This is a genomic window from Pseudomonas sp. S35, assembly GCF_009866765.1.
Lineage (GTDB): Bacteria > Pseudomonadota > Gammaproteobacteria > Pseudomonadales > Pseudomonadaceae > Aquipseudomonas.
In genome coordinates this window covers 3,294,465-3,311,953 of record NZ_CP019431.1, presented here as the reverse complement: position 1 = coordinate 3,311,953, position 17,489 = coordinate 3,294,465, and the positions used below count along the sequence as shown (strand labels likewise).

The following is a 17,489-nucleotide window of genomic DNA, read 5'->3' as shown; positions in this document are numbered from 1 at the left end:
GTATCAGGCTTCCACGACCTGCGGCACCCACTGCTGTTGGGGAATCGGCAACTGGCAGGAGTCGCCACGCCCAATCGGGAAATACTGGAAACCTTTGCGCGACAGGCGTTCGCCGTCGTACAGGTTGCGCCCATCGAAGATCACCGGGGTTTTGAGGCGTTGGTGGATCAGGTCGAAGTCCGGCGCCTTGAACTGTTGCCATTCGGTGCAGACGATCAACGCGTCAGCCCCGGCCAACGTGGACTCTGGCGTGCCCATCAGCATCAAGCGTGCTTCGTCGCCGTAGAGGCGTTGGGTTTCCTGCATGGCTTCCGGGTCGAACGCACGCACATTGGCGCCTGCCGCCCAAAGGGCTTCCATCAGCACACGGCTGGGGGCGTCGCGCATGTCGTCAGTATTGGGTTTGAAGGCCAGGCCCCACAGGGCGAAGGTTTTGCCACGCAGGTTGCCTTTGAAAAACGCATTGATGCGCTCAAACAACTTGCTCTTCTGCCGTTGGTTAATCGCTTCCACGGCTTCCAACAGGTCGCTGGAACAGTTGGCCTGCTTGGCACTATGGATCAACGCCCGCATGTCCTTGGGGAAGCATGAGCCACCGTAGCCGCAACCAGGATAGATAAAGTGATAGCCGATGCGCGAGTCGGCTCCGATGCCCAGGCGCACCGATTCGATGTCGGCGCCCAAGTGTTCGGCCAGTTCGGCAATCTGATTGATAAAGCTGATCTTGGTGGCCAGCATGCAGTTGGCCGCGTATTTGGTCAGCTCGGCGCTGCGCAAGTCCATGAAAATGATGCGGTCATGGTTGCGGTTGAACGGCGCGTACAGGTCGCGCATGACCTCCCGCACTTCCTCACGCTCGCAGCCGATGATGATGCGGTCCGGGCGGCGGCAGTCGGCAACGGCCGAGCCTTCCTTGAGGAATTCCGGGTTCGAGACGATATCGAACTCAAGATGCCGCCCAGCCACGCGCAGGGCCTTTTCGATATGGGCTCGTAGGGTATCGCCAGTGCCCACGGGCACGGTGGACTTTTCCACCAGGATCACCGGGGCGACTCGATGACGGGCCACGGCATCGCCCACCGACAGCACGTATTTCAAATCCGCCGAGCCGTCTTCATCCGAAGGCGTGCCTACGGCGATAAACAACACTTCACCGTGCTCCACGGCGAGCTTTTCATCAAAGGTGAAATGCAGGCGCCCACTCTCAAGGTTCTCCTTGACCATTGCCGCCAGCCCCGGCTCGAAGATGCTCACGTGGCCTTGCTGCAACAGCCTGACCTTGTTCTGATCGACGTCCATGCAGATCACATCATGACCGACTTCGGCTAATACGGTGGCCTGTACCAGGCCGACGTAACCACTACCAAATACACTGATTTTCATGGGGCATTCCTGGGACGAGTAGCACTGGCACGACGAGAGTTGATGATCAGCACACCGAGGATGACAAGCGCCACCCCCAGGGTTTTTGAAACGGAAAAATGTTCGTTGAACACCGGCAGGCTGGCTGCCAGCAGGTACACCAGCGCATAGCTGATGCTCAGCAATGAATAGGCGCGACCCAGGGGCAGGTGCTTGAGCGCACCGAGCCAGCAGAGCATCGACAGCGCATAAGCGAAGATCGCCAGGATCACCACGCCCAGGGCGCCGAGATCGATCTGAGCCGTGAGCCATTCGTGGGGCAGCGGCAAACGCGTCATGCTCCAGCGCATGCCCAACTGGGCGGCACTCACCAGACCGACACTGCCCAGGGCCAGGGCAAAGCCTTGAACCCGGCTCATACCTGGCGCCCCAACAGCACGACACCGGCGATCACCAGCAACACGCCCACCCAGTGGCGGCGGTCAATCGCCTCATGGAAGACAAAGCGCGCCACCAGCGTGACCAATACGAAGTTCAAGCTAAGCATCGGGTAAGCGATGCCCACCTCCAGGCGTTGTAACACCAGCAGCCAGACCAGCAGGCCCAGCCCGAGGCAGATCAACGCGACCCACAACCACGGTGAGCGCAGTTTCAGCGCCCAGCCGTCGGGCTGGTCGCGCCAGCTTTCCACAGCAAACTTCTGCGAGACCTGGCCCATGCAGGTCAACAGGCAGGCGGCCAATAACAGCAGCAGGGTGATCACGGTGCCACCTGCGGGAAAATAAGAATCACGATATTGCCTTGCTCATAGCGCCGACCGTCATTGGGCAGCAGAGAAACTTCGGCAATTTCGTCGTCACCTTTAACGCGCATCACCACACCGACGGCACCTTTTTTGCGGGCGTCGCTCATCCACTGCTGGACTTGGGTGGTATCCACCTTGTGATGACGGGCATCCGGGTAGGCGAGGCCGTATTTCACTTCACCCACGGTGTTGTAAAGCGTCACATCCGGGCGTTGCAGGCGCCACGACAAGGCCGACGCTGCGCCGAGGTCATTGCTGAGCAAGGCAGTGGCCGGTTGCAGTTCCGGCAGGTGGTCGACGATGAATGAGTCCGGGGTCTTGTTGTACACCACCGAGTGGGGCAGTGCGGCTGGCAGCAGGGCGACCATCAGCCAACTGCCAAGCGCTGGCGCGGCCCACAGTTGCATCGGCCGTGCGGCTTGCAGCAGGTTGACGATGATCCAACCGAACAGGAAGGTGAACACCACGACCAGGCTGAGGGTTTCCTGCCCATGCTCATACACCGGTTTCTTTAATTGAAACCAAGTCAGCGCCAGCAAGGCGGCAACGCCGACCAGCAGGTTCAGCCATCCATTGATGCGCAGCGCATGGCCACGGCCGGCGGCCAGTTTGTCGGCCAGGGTCGAGCCCATCAACAGGGCCAGGGGCAGCAGGCACGGCATGATGTAGGAGGGCAACTTGCCTTTGGCCAGGCTGAAAAACGCCAGGGGCATCAGCAGCCACAGCAACACAAAGCCGATTTTTGCGCTGCGCTTGTCCTGCCAGGCTTGCTTGAGTGTCGACGGCAGCAACGCCACCCACGGCAGTGAGAACGCCACTAGCAGCGGCAGGTAATACCAGAACGGCTCGGCATGCTGGGCATCCTCACCGGCAAAGCGCTGGATGTGCTCATGCCAGAAGAAGAAGTGCCAGTAGTCCGGCTCTTGCAGGTGCACGGCCAGCGCCCAAGGCAGGCTGACGACAATCGCCACGACCACGGCAACCACGCCAAACTTGAGCAGCTCGCCAAAGCGTTTCTGCCAGATCGCATAGGGCAGAGCGATCAACACCGGCAACAGCCACGCCAGAAAACCCTTGGTCATAAAGCCCATCCCACAGGCAAAGCCAAGCAGCGCCCAGGCCCCCAGGCGACCGTTACGAGTAGTGCTGTCAAAGCAAAACCACAACGCCACGCCGGTCAGGTTCACCCAAAAGGTGAACTGCGGATCGAGGTTGGCATACCCGCCCAGCGCCGCAACACTGACAAAACTCATGTACAGCACGGTGCTGACCAGGCTCTTATGCGGGTCATTCCACAACCGGCGCGACATCAGGTACACCAGCAGGATGCTCAACCCGGTACTCAGGGCCGAAGCGAAACGCACGCCAAACAGGTTCTGCCCGAAGAGCGCCTGCCCCAGCGCGATCATCCAGTAACCGGCCGCGGGTTTCTCGAAGTAGCGGATGCCCATGAAGTGCGGCGATGCCCACTTGCCGGTCAGCAGCATTTCCTGGCTGATCTGCGCATAGCGGGTTTCATCGGGAATCCACAGACCGTGGGTGGCCAGCGGCAGCAGGTAAAACGCACCGAACGCCAACAGCAGCAGGGGCAGCGCCCAACGACGGATCATGCTTGCTGCACCCCGAGCCAGCCTTCCCGGCCACTCAATGCGCCGCGTACCAAGTGTTGCTGTGGCAAGGTGGTGAGGTCGACGGGCAGCAGGTCGCCCAATGGGGTGAAGTCGATGCCACGCTGCCCAGCCTGGGCGAGCAATTGGCGGAAGTCATTGGCCATCAGAATCCCTTCTACTTCTGCGTGGATCGTATAGACGTTGAGCTTCGTCTCGGCAAAGCGCTCAAGAATGAAGCGGTTGAAGTCTTTGGCAGCCACCGCCGGCCCGACGACTTCGTCGAAGGTCGGCAGGTCCACCGGAATTTGTGGCGTACCGGCGCTGCCATCGGCCAATGTCGGCCGAAACAGGCTGGTACCCCGGCAATCGCTGTTGTAGCGCAAGTTGAAACCTTGCTTGGCTTGCACCACACGTTCATCGGCACGCCAACCGGCAGCGGCTGAGCAGTCGACACGTTCACCCAGGATGTCGCTCAAGGTGTCGACACCCAGTCTGATCTGCTCGACCAACTGTGCATCGCTCCAGCGCCCGGTGTTGGCCTGCCAGCCGTGGTGATCCCACGCGTGCAGGCCAACCTCATGCCCGGCGGCCTTGGCCTGGCGCATCAAGTGCCCCAGGTCACGGCCAATCGGCTTGCCCGGCCAGGCGGTGCCGGCCAGCAGAATGTCCCAGCCGTACAGGCCGGCAGCATTGGAGCGCAGCATCTTCCACAGGAACTGCGGGCGGATCAGGCGCCACAAGTGGCGCCCCATGTTGTCCGGGCCGACACTGAAGAAGAACGTCGCCTTGACCCCCGCTTCATCCAGGGCTTCGAGCAACCGTGGCACACCTTCACGGGTGCCACGGTAGGTGTCGACGTCGATGCGCAAGCCTGCCTTCATTACTTTTTATCCGCGATTTCGAGCATGGCTTCACGCAGGAAGAAATCCAGGGTGTTGCCGATGGTTTCGCTCATTTCCACGGTCGGCGCCCAGTTCAGCAGGCGCTTGGCGTTTTCGATGCTTGGCTTGCGGTGGGCCACGTCCTGGTAACCGGTACCGTAGAACGCCTTGCTCTCGACGTCGCGAAAACCCGCGAACGGCGGAAAGTTGCTGCGCAGCGGGTGGGCTTCGAACTGGCGCAGCAGCTCCTCGCCCAACTGGCGGATGCTGGCTTCGTTTTCCGGGTTGCCGATGTTGATGATCTGGCCGTTGCACACGTCGTTGTCGTTATCAATGATGCGTGCCAGGGCTTCGATGCCGTCGGCGATGTCGGTGAAGCAGCGTTTCTGCTCGCCGCCGTCGAACAGGCGGATCGGCGTGCCTTCGACCAGGTTGAGGATCAGTTGGGTGATGGCACGGGAGCTGCCGATACGCGCAGAATCCAGGCGATCAAGACGCGGCCCCATCCAGTTGAACGGGCGGAACAGGGTGAAGTTCAGGCCCTTGGCGCCGTAGGCCCAGATCACGCGGTCCAGCAGTTGCTTGGAGACCGAGTAGATCCAGCGCTGTTTGTTGACCGGGCCAACCACCAGGTTGGAGGTGTCTTCGTCGAAGTACTGGTCCTGGCACATGCCATAGACTTCGGAGGTCGACGGGAAGATCACGCGCTTGTTGTACTTGACGCAGTAGCGCACCAGCTTGAGGTTCTCTTCGAAGTCCAACTCGAACACACGCAGCGGGTTGCGGGTGTACTCGATCGGCGTGGCGATGGCCACCAGCGGCAGGACCACGTCGCACTTCTTGATGTGGTACTCGATCCACTCGGTATGGATGCTGATATCGCCTTCCACATAATGGAAATTGGGGTGGCTGCGCAGGCGCTCGATGGCGTCGGAGCCGATGTCCAGGCCGTAGACTTCGTAACGATCATCACGCAGCAGACGCTCGGACAGGTGGTTACCGATAAAGCCGTTCACACCCAGGATCAGCACGCGGGTGCGGCGCAGCTTGCGCCCGGACTCGGCGCCGCGCAGCACAGAACCGTCCACCAGGCCGAGCTCGTCCGCCAGGGACGGACCGGCCAGGTACAGGCCGTTGTCGTTGCGCTGGCCGAACTGGACCACCAGGGAGTCTTCGCCGCACGCGATGCGCAGCGGGTTGACGCTGATCACACGGCCCGGCTCCAGGCCTTCATTGCCCTTGACCACCTCGGCTTGCCAGACGATCAGCTTGTGCTCGCCGACGGCGCAGAAGGCGCCTGGATACGGCTGGGTCACGGCGCGAACCAGGTTGAACAGCGTTTCAGCCGGTTGTTTCCAGTCCAGCTTGCCGTCCGCCGCCGTGCGGCGACCGAAATAAGTAGCCTGGCTTTCGTCCTGGGCGGTTTCAGTCAGCTTGCCCTGGGCCAGTTGCGGCAAGGCATCGCGCAACAGGTTACTGGCGGCATCGCGCAGCTTGGCGTGCAGGCTAACACCCGTGTCGCTGCGGTCGATGGTGACTGTTTGCTGGGCGAGGATCGCGCCGGCGTCGGCACGTTTGACCATGCGGTGCAGGGTCACGCCGGTTTCGGTTTCGCCGTTGACCAGCACCCAATTGGCTGGGGCGCGGCCACGGTATTTGGGCAGCAGCGAGCCGTGCAGGTTGAACGCGCCTTTGCTGGCGATTGCCAGCAGCGGTTCGCTCAACAGGTTGCGGTAATAGAACGAGAAAATGTAGTCCGGCTTCAGCTTGGCGATGCGCTCGACCCACAGCGGGTGATTGGCGTCTTCCGGCGCATGCACCGGGATGCCCTTGCGGGCGCAGAGTTGGGCGACGGAGCCATAGAAGTTGTTCTCCTTGGGATCGTCGGCATGGGTAAACACAGCCGCAATGTCGTAACCGGTATTGAGCAGCGCTTCAATGCCTGCACAACCAATATCGTGGTACGCGAATACAACAGCTTTTGAACTCATGACTGGACCTGATCGGCAGAAGTGGAAGTATGGGAAGACACGAGGCCGTCAACGACGACCACGGGAGCCGGTGCTGCCGGTTGGTTGCGCAGCACTTTTTCGATAAAGAAACGTGGGCGGGCGCGCACATCGCTGTACATGCGGCCCAGGTATTCACCTAGCAGGCCCATGCCAATGAACTGGCCGCCGGTAAACACGAACAGCACCGCGAACAGCACGAACAGGCCGTCGCCCGCCCAATCGGCACCAAAGGCCAGGCGCAGGATAATCAGCGCAAAGGCGAACAGCATGCCCAGTGCCGCCAGGCTGAAACCGACAATGGACAGCAGGCGCAGAGGCGTGGTGGTCATGCAGGTGAGCAGGTCGAACATCAGGCTGATCAGGCGCATGGCGCTGTATTTGGACTCGCCGTGTTCACGCTCGGCGTGGTGCACCAGGATTTCCGTGGTGTGGCGGGCAAACCCGTTGGCGAGGATCGGGATAAAGGTGCTGCGCTCACGGCAGGCGAGCATGGCGTCGACGATGGTGCGGCGGTAGGCGCGCAGCATGCAGCCGTAGTCGCTCATGGCCACGCCGGTGGAGCGTTGCACCGCCAGGTTGATCAGCCGTGACGGCCAGCGGCGAAAGGCCGAGTCCTGACGATTGTTGCGCACCGTGGCGACCACGTCGTAGCCCAGTGCGGCTTGCTCTACCAGGCGCGGGATTTCTTCCGGCGGGTTCTGCAGGTCAGCGTCGAGGGTAATCACCACGTCGCCCCGGCACTGTTCGAAACCGGCCATGATCGCCGCGTGCTGGCCGTAGTTGCGGTTGAGGATCACCGCGACTACGTTGCTGGCGTCTTGCGCGGCGGCGTCTTCCAGCAATTGGGCGGAGTTGTCGCGGCTACCGTCATCCACCAGGATGATTTCGTATTCGTAGGCCAGTTGCTTGCAGGCGGCCGTCGTGCGACGCAGCAATTCAGGCAGGCTTTCTTGTTCGTTGTAGACCGGAATAACGATCGACACACAATGAATAGGGTAGGGTTTCAAAGATTTGTGACCTCGGGGTTAGAGCAAGCCAGCACGTGAAACAGCAGCGATCAATGGGAGGGTACGCAGTGAAAATGCTCGAAAAAATACAAAAAAATTGAAATTAAACAGTAGGTTGGTTAGCAAGGCACGGATCACCTTGAACTTCTGTATTAAAGACTAAGCTCAAAAATGTAGGAAAGGTATGAAGGAAAAGTCCAAAATTCGTTTATTTAACAGACAGACAGCCAGGGTTCAGCTAAACCTTGAGGCGCTACGGAGGGTTAGTTCGCGGTTAAATGGGAACGGTATGCAACGCGTTTAGTTCAACGTGGGTGAGCACCATCAGAACTGGGGCCACGATTTAAGAATCTTCTCTGCAATGCCCCTCAAGTGCCGGTAAAGTACGCCGTCTCTTGCCAGGGTAATCGGATGAATAGCGTGCAGCGTTTACGCGGCCAGTTGCGGCCAGTATTGATAGGGTTGTTTATGGGCGCGGCATGCGTCACCACCGCGTGGGCCGATGCCGGCGTGGCGCTCACCAGCATCGATCAAGTACCGGACGGTGTGGAAGTGCGTGGCAAGCAGATCGCCGCCTATACCTGGGATGATCGTCAGGGCAAGAACCTGCTGGTGCTCGCCGAGCAAGTCAGCGAGCGGGAAGACGACGGCACGCAGTCAGCGTTTGTGTATGCGGCGCAGTACCTGGTTGACGGCAACCGTCCCAAGCGCGTGTGGATGCTCTACGACGATGTGCAACATTGCGAATTCGACGCAGCGTTACACTTCGATAGAGCCGCGACCAAGGTCACTGACCTCACCGGCGACGGCGTCACTCAAGCCACCGTGGGTTATTCGCGAACCTGCACCAGTGATGTCAGCCCCAATGAATTCAAGCTGATCATGCATGTAGGCAAGTCGCAGAAGTACCGTTTACGCGGCGTAGACCGGTATGGTGCGGCGTGGTGGGACGAAGAGGCCGGCGCACTGCGCGGCATGCCGTTGCCCAAGGATTGCAGCGTCACCGGGCAACAGGCAGTGGTCAGCCAGTACAAGGAGCAGGGCACCGAGTTGCCATTGCCGGGCTGCTACGGCGGTGAGAAGGACTTTGCCAACGCCCCCGAAGCGTACCTGACCTTCATGCGCCAGCACTGGTTCGCGCTGATGCAGAAGCAAGACGCCGAATGGAGCCAGGCACAAACCCAGCCGCAGGACGCCACCGAAGAAGAAGAGGTCGCCCCATGATTTGGTGCGAGGGCCAGTCCTGCGTTAGACTCGCCCTTCGCCAATTCAATAAATACCTCGATTAATCAAAGGCTTGTTCGAGGAATTTAATCCAAGGGCTGATCTACCTTGACTGAGTCTATCCGCAACCCGCTGACCCTCTATCTAACCCGTCTGGCTCCCTCCAGCCAACTGACCATGCGCTACGTGCTGCAGGACGCCGCCGACCGCCTGGGCTTCGAGGACATCAACCTCGAAGAGATCGACTGGCACCTCTTGCAACCCGATCACGTCATCGCCCTGGTAGCGGCCCTGCGCGAGGACGGCTATGCGCCGAACACCTCTTCGCTGTATGTGAACGCCGTGCGCGGTGTGATGAATGAAGCCTGGCGCATGAGCCTGATCAGCCAGGAGCACCTGTTGAAGATGCGTACGGTCAAGGCCGCATCCGGTACCCGGTTGGGCCAGGGACGCAACCTGCGGCGTACGCTGATTCGCGAAATGATGGAAGTCTGCGCCGCCGACCCTCGGCCCCAGGGCCTGCGCGATGCCGCAGTGATCGGTATCCTTTATGGCTCCGGCATGCGCAAGTCAGAATCGGTCAACCTTGACTTGGCGCAAGTCAACTTCGAAGAACGCAGCCTGCGGGTGATTGGCAAGGGCAATAAAGAACTGGTCAAGTACGCGCCCGACTGGGCGTTTGCCAAGTTGCAAGCCTGGCTGGCGTTTCGTCGCGAGCAGCTCAAGGAAGGCGAGCAGGACGACAGCTTCCTGTTCAACCGCATCCGCCGGGGCAGCCATATCACCCGCGAACGCATCACCAAACACGCGATTTACTACATCGCTCGCCAACGTGGAGAGCAGGTGGGGGTGAAGATTATGCCCCATGACTTTCGTCGCTCGTTTATCACGCGGGTGATTGAGGAACATGATCTGTCGATTGCGCAAAAGTTGGCGCATCACACCAATATCCAGACCACCGCCAGCTACGACGTGCGCGACGACAACGAACGCCGTCGAGCAGTAGACCGGTTTGATCTGTAGTGAGCGGGCGCTCACCACGAGATCAGGTTCAGCGCTTCTAGCGCCACCCAGCCTAGGGGATAGGGTTACCCCCAGTCACCGCATTCAGGAGGAGGGCGGGGCACTCGCCAAGCGGGCTGGCAAACGGCGCAATGTCCAAATCACCGTGAGCATTGCCGCAACCGCGCACAGCGCAATGCCGATGATCATTGGCGCCGGGGTGTGGTCGGCAAAGACACCGACGAGCGTCATCGATACCGCGCCCGTGATCATCTGGATAGCACCCAGCAAGGCAGATGCAGAACCCGCTACCGCGCCATGATCCTCCAGGGCCAACACGCCGGCCGCCGGCAACAGCAAGCCCAGGAATCCGAAACCTATAAACAGCAGTGTCATCATCAGAGCCAGGCTGTCGGTCCACAGCGTGGTAATCGCCAGCAACACGGTGATTACCGCCACCGCCGTGACAGACCAGCGAATCAACGGTTCCAGGCCGAAGCGTGCACTCAGGCGCGCGGTCAATTGGCTCAAGGCAAAAAACGACGCGGCGTTAAGTGCAAAGCACAGGCTGAATTCAGTGGGCGTCAGGCCGAAATATTCGATGTATACAAACGGAGCACTGCCGATAAACACAAAAAACGTCCCCAGGCCAAACCCGCAGACCGCCGATAACCCCATGAACACCGGATCGCGCAGCAGCGCCCCATAACTGCTGAATGCGTTGCCCAGGGTCTTGCCCAAACGCCGCTCTGGCGGGTGGGTTTCAGGCAGTTGCACGATGGTCATGACCAGGCACGCCACGGCGACCACCGCTAATACGACAAACACTTCGCGCCAGCTCCAGAGCGCGATCACCACGCTGCCGGCCAGCGGTGCGAGGATCGGCGAGACACTCATTACCAGCATCAGCAGGGCCATCAACCGCGCGGCCTCATGGCCGGTGTACAGGTCACGCACGATCGCCCGGGGCACTACCATCCCGGCGCATGCGCCAAACGCCTGCACGGCGCGAAAGCCAATCAGCACTTCAACGCTAGGGGCCAGGGCGCAGCCGATGCTACCTATGGTAAAGATCACCAATCCGGCATAAATCGGCGGCTTGCGCCCGAACACATCGCTGATGGGTCCGTAGAACAACTGGCATACGCCGACGATGATGAAGAACACCGTCAGGCTCATCTGTACCGCCGCCGGTGACGCATGCAGGCTGGCACCTAGGGTAGGCAGGGCAGGCAGGTAGCCGTCGATAGCGAAGGGGCCGACAGCAGTGATCAACCCCAGGAGCAGGGCAAGGTGGGCAATACTTCGTGACATGGGCAGTTCCGGACAAAACAGACGTCGGTCAGCTTAAGGGATCTGCGCAGATCCGCAAACTTAGGCTTCACTAACCAGCAACTGTTGCCGATAACAGTACTAGCGACGTTCGAGCGGTTGGGTTCCCAACCGGCGGTCCAGGTACGGGGATACCAGCATGACGATCAAATTACGCTTGATGCTGTTGATTGCGACCGGGCTGCTTACAGCCTTGGTCATGAGCCTGGCCAGTTACCTGGGGAACTCACGGATGGGCGATGCCGTGCAGGAAAACGAGGTGAGCATGACCGTGCTGCGCAACCACATGGAGGCCGACATGATGCACGACGCCCTGCGTGCCGATGTGTTGTCAGCCATGCTGGTGGGGTTGGGCAAGAGCACCAGCACCCAGGCCGACGTCAAGAGCTCACTCAAGGAACATGCCGAGCATTTCCGCCAGGTACTGGGCGATAACCTCAAGCTGCCGCTGGACGATACGCTCAAGACCAGCCTGGAAAAAATCAAACCCAGCCTGGATACCTATGTCAGTGCCGGCGAACGCATTGTCGCCCTGGCGCTGGACAATCCTGAAGCGGCGCGCGCAGAGCTGGACAGTTTCCATACCGCGTTCAGCCAGTTGGAAGACCAGATGGCAGCCCTGAGCGAACTGATCGAAACCAAGACCCAACAAACCAGCGCCGGCACGCGGCAGACCATCGCCACGGCCAACCTGACCTTGGGCGCAGTGTTGATTGCCAGCCTTTTACTGTTATTGGCCCAGGGCCGCTGGGTCACTTTGAGCATCATGGGCCCGTTGCAGGCTGCCAGCCGCATTGCGGCAAGTATCGCCAGGGGCAATTTGAGCGAGCCGATTGTGGAGCCGCGACGCAAGGACGAAGCAGGTGTGTTGATTCGCAGCCTCGCGACCATGCAGCGGGACCTGCGCGGCATGATCGAAGTGGTGCGCAGCAATGCCCACGGCGTCAACGGCATGAGCGAACAATTGAGCCAAGGCTGCCACCAGGTCGCCGACAGCAGCCAGCAACAAAGTACCGCTGCCAGCACGATGGCCGCGGCGGCAAGTGAAATGACCGCCAGCATTGAAGAAATCACCCGGCATGCCGGTCGCGCCCTGGACATGGCAAACCAAGCCGAAACCCTGGCCAAGGATGGCGGCCGGGTGATTCACCAAGTCGTCAGCGACATGGATGGCATTGCGCGTTCAGCGCAACAGTCGGCCCAGGTGATCCGCACGCTGGACAAAGAGTCCGAGGCGATCTACAGCATCATCCAGGTCATCAAGGGGATCGCCGACCAGACCAATCTACTGGCCCTGAATGCTGCGATTGAAGCGGCCCGTGCGGGTGAGCAAGGCCGGGGCTTTGCGGTAGTTGCCGATGAAGTACGCAGCCTGGCGGGACGCACCAGCGCGTCAACCCAGGAAATTGCCAGCATGGTCGGCCGCATCCAGCAAAACACCCGCGAGGCCGTGACGAGCATGGAGGAGGGCGTTGCTCAAGTGGACAAAGGCATGGCCGTGACAGCCGAGGTGGAACGGGCCATCCGCGAAATCTTGCAGGCCACGTTGAATACCACGGAGTTGGTCAACGATATCTCGCGCACCATCGGTGAGCAGAGCCTGGCCAGCAATGAAATCTCCCATCAAGTGGAAATGATCGCCAGCATGTCGCAAAACAACAGCCGGGTAATCGGGCAGACCGCGTCAACGACGGACGAATTGTCCAACTTGGCGGGCAAACTGTCGCAATCTGTGGACCGCTTTCAGCTCTAGCAACGAGTTGGCGAGCGGCGCTCATATATAACTCAACTAAATAGTCATTTAGTTGAGTTATATTATTATTGAATAATGCGGGTTTGGCCGGGCTAGGGGGCCTTCTTATCCTGGTCAGCGAAATCCACGCGCTTATGGACGAAATACCCCGCGATTCCCCAGTGCTTGTCATCATCGCGCAGGATGACTTTTTCCTGGACGGTGGTCATGGCAAACGTCGAGGCGAACTCGATCACCGCGTAATTCCCGGCAGGCGCGTCAGGTAATTGATCGATAAAACCAAGCGCCACGGGCTCTCGTTTCTGAAATGAGCCCAGCCCAAGCCGCAAACCTTTGAGGCTGGTGACCCACACCTGTTGAGATGTCTTGGCCTGCAGCACCGGGCTGACTGCAGGCCAAGTCATTTGCGCTGTACCGGCATCCAGCAAAGCCAGAAATGCCCGAGCGGTATCGAACACTTGCTGTTGCTGTTGCGGCGTACCGGGATCGGTTGCGGTGACCTTGGGCGTGTTCTGGTTGAAGCTGATGTCGCATCCGCTGAGCAACGCGAGTGAGCACCACAAGACTGCGAATCGCTTCATGCAAAACCTCCAAGGCACCGATGTCCGTGGGGACGAGTAAAGATGACGATTGAGGGGGTTGCCATCGGCCGGTCAAATAATGCTGTGGTGGTGCGTGAATTCTCCAAGCCTAGGACTGGCTGGCCGGCACATGGTATTACGCATAATTCGACGTACGTTATGTTAGCGAAGCCGTCCTGCAGGACGAATCAGGCGCCGGGAAAATCGCGCAGCCCCGGCGGCTGATTTACACATAGCGTGCATTATGCGTGGCAGTCCCTGGTGAAAAACGACGTTCTGAATGCATGGTAAAATGCCCCTTCTATATTGGCCGGCCCGGCCTTCAGAAGGAGTTGATATGAGTAGTTTTGACGATTTTGCTTATCCTGATGTCTTCGTTGTTACTAAGCCTGACGGTTCGGTTTTACAGCTTCGCGGAAGCGTGAATGGCGCAGAAATGTACCTCGTTACTAGCGAGGATCTGACACCTAAAGACGCAGTGGTGCGAAATCTTTCTACAGGCAAATCTGAGAGCTATCAGATTTTGGATGTGCAGTTTTTGGAAGCGGCTGCCGGGTCACCAGCTCAGCAACGAGTTGGTGTTAAGCGCGTTTTTGATTGAGTTTCAGCGTTGACATCAAGGCTCTTTCTAAGGCATTCGCCGTTCGTTTTTTGATAGCAAATTCTCATCTGGTGTCCGCATAGAAAGCCCCTTCCAACCACTAACACTTGAGGGGCAACTACTAACACTTGGGGGGCATTTACCTGTTTTCCCAAGTGCCCGCCAAAGAAAAACCCCCAGTGATTCATAGATCCTTGGGGGGGTTTTCTGTTTTAAGCATTCTGAGCTTTTAGCGTGCTTTCGGAGCCATCGGAGTGGGGGTGCTGTTACACCCCCACTTTACCGCGGTTTCCCGCGATCCTTAGTCCCCCAACACACCTAATCTCTTGCTGCCTTCGTTGCGTTCACCCTTCATGTACTCTTCCATTTCCAGGCCTTGGAGAATCGAGCCGATCACATTGAGGGCTATAGGTTTGTGGGTTTCGTTCAGGCTTCCGAATCGTCGGAGTAGGCCCAACATCTGTATCTCCAACCCTCGTTCCTCATCGCTCAGCAAGATCTCATCGGTGGTGCATTTGAAGTACTTTGCAATCGCTATCACTTTGTCAGGCGGCGGCAGGTTTTTACCCTTTTCCCAGCTGGCGACTGTGTTTTCTGCTACTCCAACCGCCTCAGCCACAATTTTTTGCGACACCTTTTTGAGTGCTCGCTTGTTTCTGATGTTCTCTCCGATGTTCATCGCCGCTTCATCTGAATGCTCATGAGTCATTGACTATACCTCCTGTGTTTTTGTACAGCTAACACACATCGATGGTTAAGCTGCTACGTATCTCTTGCAAATAGCCTAACACATGACGTAGTCTTGCCTGCGTCGTGTATTGGCTTGACAAGGATTTCGGATGTTCATCGATTGGCTCACAATTTCGCAGGAGCATCAGCATGATCTACCGATCGTATGCGGAATCTTTACGCTGACTGTCGATTCCAACACCAACGAAGTCTTGAGCACCAAACAACCTCGTTTCAAACACGAAGCCAGTTATTCGACCTCCGTCACTATTCATGTCCAAGGCCGAAAGATTCGAGTTGAGGGCAATCCAAGCAGAGTAGGGCGGCTGGACAATCTTTTTGGTTTTACAACCATTGAGCAGTGCGTTTCTGTCTACAACCAGCTTCTTCGCGAATATGGCTTGCCTGGTTTTACTCGTTGTACTCGCCTCGATATTCGCCAAGGTGCTTCGGGTGCCAGCTCTGGCGATCGGATTGCTGACGGCGCAAAAATCGAACGTATCGACCTAACAACCAATTTTGCGTTGGGCGAAGGCAATGTTTTGGCTTACTTGCGCGGCGTATCAAGTCAACGCATTGGCCACTCTATCGGCTTCTTGTATCCCAATGGTCGTACTGTTGCATGGACTCCGAAAGGTAACGGTCAAGGTGGTCGTTTGCAGTATCGAAAGGCTTATGACAAGACTTTTGAAATGGATCAAAACTCCTTGCCAAAAATCAAACGTATTTTTGGTGAGGACTCAGCCGAATACAAATATGTTCAGCGCATTCGAGATTACTGCACTACTGAAGGTGTAGTGCGTCTAGAGCAAGAGCTTAAAAGTGAATTTTTGCAGCGCGAAGCCCTTTGTTATTGGGGCCTATTTGATGAAGGGCGTTTAGCCAAGCTCCACTGTGAGTTTCTTAAAATTGATGAAAAGCTGAAGGTGACTGCTATGGATATCGTTAGCATTAGCGAGCAACTCTTGGTAGAAAACATTGTTGACACTACTCGCGCTGCAAATACAACGGCTCTTTATGCCATTCAGTGGATGCATGGTCAGCGTTTTGATTTTAAGAAGCGACAAGTTCAGGATCACGCAGCCAAGCTAAATCGCATCGGTATCAACATTCGTAACGCCTGCGACACCAGCCGGTTTGCTCCAATATTTGTGCGACAGTGCCGTGAGGTCACTAAGTCCACCTTGGCTATTCCGTCCTGGTATCAACGAGCAAATCATCTCCAGCAGGTCGCTGCATGAAAACAGTTAAGTTTGATGCCACCGTACTTACTGCTGGCCAGCGTCGTCGTCTAGCTGAACAGCAGCATGTGCGCAGCTCTTTTATCAATCCTATTCTTGCTCAGCAGGTTGAAGAAGCGATCAAGGCTGTAGAAGCTCTAAAAGAGCGGTGGTTTTTTGATTACGAAGAAAAAGGAACACTCTGCATTGCCGACTGGGTGAATTTCTGATGGATAGGGTTGCTTATCAAAATCTACGCTTTGCAGTAGAAATGGAGTTTCTTAATGCTCTCAACAACCCTCAATGTGATGAACGTGCTGGGATTAATAGTCTTATGCGCTTGTTTCTATCTGCATTGGCTCAGCAAGAAGTAGAACGTCAGCGCTCTTCACGAAAATTCAAAACCTTCAGGCGTAACCCTGAGGCTATTGCGCCCAGTTGGGCATACCGTAAGCCCGGCACTGTTCCAGGCTTTCCAACACTGAGATAAGGGCATTACATGTCTAATGTTATCGTAGTTGAAGTAACCGGCAATCACCGCAGTGGTACTGCTGCCAAGTCGGGAAAACCATATTGCATGTTTGAAGCATATGCTCACTTGCCAAATATTCCATACCCGCAGAAATGCACTTTTTACGCTGAGACTCCCCAGCAGGTTCCTCAGCCTGGAAAGTATGAATGTGATGTGAACGCGCAAGTTCGCGATGATCGTCTGATTTTTGAAGTCGATCCTCGTCAAGGTCGTCGTATTAGTTCCGGTGCTCCTGGTTCTTCGACACCGCAGAAGTCTACGTAATGTCCGGTTTATTGCATTGCCCCGGTGATTTAATCATTCAGGGCGGTGTTCCTTCGTGCTCGATCGATTGGGTTTCTGTTCCTTACACTGTCCCTTTTGATCCTTCACAACTTGATCCAGTTATTTTGGCTCAAGCTTTTGGCGCCGGATTCACATTAGTAGCCAGCTTTATGGTTATGTCGATGGGAATACGCGCGTTTTTAAATTTCATCAAACAATCCTGAGTATTTCCCATGTTCAAAAAATCTAGTGCTGTAGCTGTTTCCGCTGTTGTTCTCGCTGTTTCGGCTTCTTCAGTTTTCGCTGCTGATCCTGTTGCCTGGGATTACAGCGGTCTGACTTCATCCATCGACTTCAGCACCATTTCAGTTGGTGTTCTGGCTGTTGCTGGCATTCTTGCTGGTGTTTACGCCGGTATCAAAGGCGCTCGTATCGTTCTGGGCTTCCTGCGCGGTTAAGGCTTTATCCCTGTTCGACCTGGACGTCTTCGGGCGTCCTTTTTTTTGCTTAATATAATGGGTTGAATCATGCGCCGTTTCTATAAGCACACTGCGTTACATAGATTTCCAAATCG

Annotated in this window: 19 protein-coding genes; 9 read left to right on the top strand and 10 right to left on the bottom strand. The window is 57.3% G+C overall.

Translation table 11 applies throughout. From position 1 onward, the window contains the following. Nucleotides 1-3: 3 nt before the first annotated feature. From PspS35_RS14640 to arnC, 7 genes are read right to left on the bottom strand one after another with little or no spacing between them, the layout of a single operon-like run. A complete protein-coding gene (locus tag PspS35_RS14640) occupies nucleotides 4-1,383 on the bottom strand; it encodes a UDP-glucose/GDP-mannose dehydrogenase family protein (RefSeq protein WP_159935464.1) in 1,380 nt (459 codons plus the stop codon). Beyond that, nucleotides 1,380-1,781, bottom strand: coding sequence for a 4-amino-4-deoxy-L-arabinose-phosphoundecaprenol flippase subunit ArnF (gene arnF / locus PspS35_RS14635; protein WP_159935463.1), 402 nt, complete (start codon nucleotides 1,779-1,781; stop codon nucleotides 1,380-1,382). The genes PspS35_RS14640 and arnF overlap by 4 nt, the downstream gene beginning before the upstream one ends. Then, nucleotides 1,778-2,125 (bottom strand): 4-amino-4-deoxy-L-arabinose-phosphoundecaprenol flippase subunit ArnE, encoded by a 348-nt coding sequence (gene arnE / locus PspS35_RS14630; protein ID WP_159935462.1) that lies wholly within the window; start codon nucleotides 2,123-2,125, stop codon nucleotides 1,778-1,780. The genes arnF and arnE overlap by 4 nt, the downstream gene beginning before the upstream one ends. Next, nucleotides 2,122-3,777 (bottom strand): lipid IV(A) 4-amino-4-deoxy-L-arabinosyltransferase, encoded by a 1,656-nt coding sequence (gene arnT / locus PspS35_RS14625; RefSeq protein WP_159935461.1) that lies wholly within the window; start codon nucleotides 3,775-3,777, stop codon nucleotides 2,122-2,124. Before arnT ends, arnE begins: the two co-directional genes overlap by 4 nt. After that, a complete protein-coding gene (gene arnD / locus PspS35_RS14620) occupies nucleotides 3,774-4,658 on the bottom strand; it encodes a 4-deoxy-4-formamido-L-arabinose-phosphoundecaprenol deformylase (protein ID WP_159935460.1) in 885 nt (294 codons plus the stop codon). Before arnD ends, arnT begins: the two co-directional genes overlap by 4 nt. Further along, on the bottom strand, nucleotides 4,658-6,649 hold the full coding sequence (gene arnA / locus PspS35_RS14615; RefSeq protein ID WP_159935459.1) for a bifunctional UDP-4-amino-4-deoxy-L-arabinose formyltransferase/UDP-glucuronic acid oxidase ArnA: 1,992 nt from the start codon (nucleotides 6,647-6,649) through the stop codon (nucleotides 4,658-4,660). Before arnA ends, arnD begins: the two co-directional genes overlap by 1 nt. Next, a complete protein-coding gene (gene arnC, locus PspS35_RS14610; protein ID WP_159935458.1) occupies nucleotides 6,646-7,677 on the bottom strand; it encodes an undecaprenyl-phosphate 4-deoxy-4-formamido-L-arabinose transferase in 1,032 nt (343 codons plus the stop codon). The genes arnA and arnC overlap by 4 nt, the downstream gene beginning before the upstream one ends. A 411-nt stretch (nucleotides 7,678-8,088) precedes the next feature. Here arnC and PspS35_RS14605 point away from each other — a divergent pair, with 411 nt between their 5' ends. Both PspS35_RS14605 and PspS35_RS14600 read left to right on the top strand, forming a co-directional pair. After that, nucleotides 8,089-8,901: a hypothetical protein gene (locus PspS35_RS14605; RefSeq protein WP_159935457.1), complete on the top strand. Its 813-nt coding sequence runs from the start codon at nucleotides 8,089-8,091 to the stop codon at nucleotides 8,899-8,901. A gap of 108 nt (nucleotides 8,902-9,009) precedes the next feature. Further along, nucleotides 9,010-9,924, top strand: a complete 915-nt coding sequence (locus PspS35_RS14600) for a tyrosine-type recombinase/integrase (protein ID WP_159935456.1) — start codon at nucleotides 9,010-9,012, stop codon at nucleotides 9,922-9,924. An 84-nt stretch (nucleotides 9,925-10,008) separates the two neighbouring features. Here the strand turns inward: PspS35_RS14600 and PspS35_RS14595 are convergent, their stop codons facing one another. After that, the gene (locus PspS35_RS14595; RefSeq protein ID WP_159935455.1) at nucleotides 10,009-11,217 is read right to left on the bottom strand and encodes a multidrug effflux MFS transporter; all 1,209 of its coding nucleotides are present in this window, start codon (nucleotides 11,215-11,217) and stop codon (nucleotides 10,009-10,011) included. Nucleotides 11,218-11,374: 157 nt separating this feature from the next. Between PspS35_RS14595 and PspS35_RS14590 the strand changes: the two genes are divergently transcribed. Continuing rightward, entirely contained in the window at nucleotides 11,375-12,988 is a 1,614-nt protein-coding gene (locus PspS35_RS14590; protein ID WP_159935454.1) for a methyl-accepting chemotaxis protein, read from the top strand. 92 nt (nucleotides 12,989-13,080) lie between these two features. Here PspS35_RS14590 and PspS35_RS14585 read toward each other — a convergent pair whose 3' ends face one another. Then, nucleotides 13,081-13,569 carry a DUF4019 domain-containing protein gene (locus tag PspS35_RS14585; RefSeq protein ID WP_159935453.1) on the bottom strand — a complete coding sequence of 163 codons (489 nt, stop codon included), beginning with the start codon at nucleotides 13,567-13,569 and terminating at the stop codon, nucleotides 13,081-13,083. 337 nt (nucleotides 13,570-13,906) lie between these two features. Here PspS35_RS14585 and PspS35_RS14580 point away from each other — a divergent pair, with 337 nt between their 5' ends. Further along, nucleotides 13,907-14,170, top strand: coding sequence for a hypothetical protein (locus PspS35_RS14580; RefSeq protein WP_159935452.1), 264 nt, complete (start codon nucleotides 13,907-13,909; stop codon nucleotides 14,168-14,170). Between the two features lie 301 nt (nucleotides 14,171-14,471). On the opposite strand, the gene PspS35_RS14575 is transcribed toward PspS35_RS14580, so the two are convergent. After that, nucleotides 14,472-14,879 carry a helix-turn-helix transcriptional regulator gene (locus PspS35_RS14575; RefSeq protein ID WP_159935451.1) on the bottom strand — a complete coding sequence of 136 codons (408 nt, stop codon included), beginning with the start codon at nucleotides 14,877-14,879 and terminating at the stop codon, nucleotides 14,472-14,474. A gap of 130 nt (nucleotides 14,880-15,009) precedes the next feature. On the opposite strand from PspS35_RS14575, the gene PspS35_RS14570 reads away from it, so the two are divergent. The 5 genes from PspS35_RS14570 to PspS35_RS14550 all read left to right on the top strand — a co-directional run bounded on the left by PspS35_RS14570 (nucleotide 15,010) and on the right by PspS35_RS14550 (nucleotide 17,373). Next, nucleotides 15,010-16,140, top strand: coding sequence for a phage/plasmid replication protein (locus PspS35_RS14570; RefSeq protein WP_159935450.1), 1,131 nt, complete (start codon nucleotides 15,010-15,012; stop codon nucleotides 16,138-16,140). Continuing rightward, a complete protein-coding gene (locus tag PspS35_RS14565) occupies nucleotides 16,137-16,349 on the top strand; it encodes a hypothetical protein (protein ID WP_159935449.1) in 213 nt (70 codons plus the stop codon). Before PspS35_RS14570 ends, PspS35_RS14565 begins: the two co-directional genes overlap by 4 nt. Nucleotides 16,350-16,618: 269 nt before the next feature. Continuing rightward, nucleotides 16,619-16,915: a propanediol utilization protein gene (locus PspS35_RS14560; RefSeq protein ID WP_159935448.1), complete on the top strand. Its 297-nt coding sequence runs from the start codon at nucleotides 16,619-16,621 to the stop codon at nucleotides 16,913-16,915. Further along, nucleotides 16,915-17,139, top strand: coding sequence for a hypothetical protein (locus PspS35_RS14555; RefSeq protein ID WP_159935447.1), 225 nt, complete (start codon nucleotides 16,915-16,917; stop codon nucleotides 17,137-17,139). The genes PspS35_RS14560 and PspS35_RS14555 overlap by 1 nt, the downstream gene beginning before the upstream one ends. Nucleotides 17,140-17,148: 9 nt before the next feature. After that, nucleotides 17,149-17,373 (top strand): hypothetical protein, encoded by a 225-nt coding sequence (locus tag PspS35_RS14550; protein ID WP_159935446.1) that lies wholly within the window; start codon nucleotides 17,149-17,151, stop codon nucleotides 17,371-17,373. Nucleotides 17,374-17,489 lie beyond the last annotated feature (116 nt).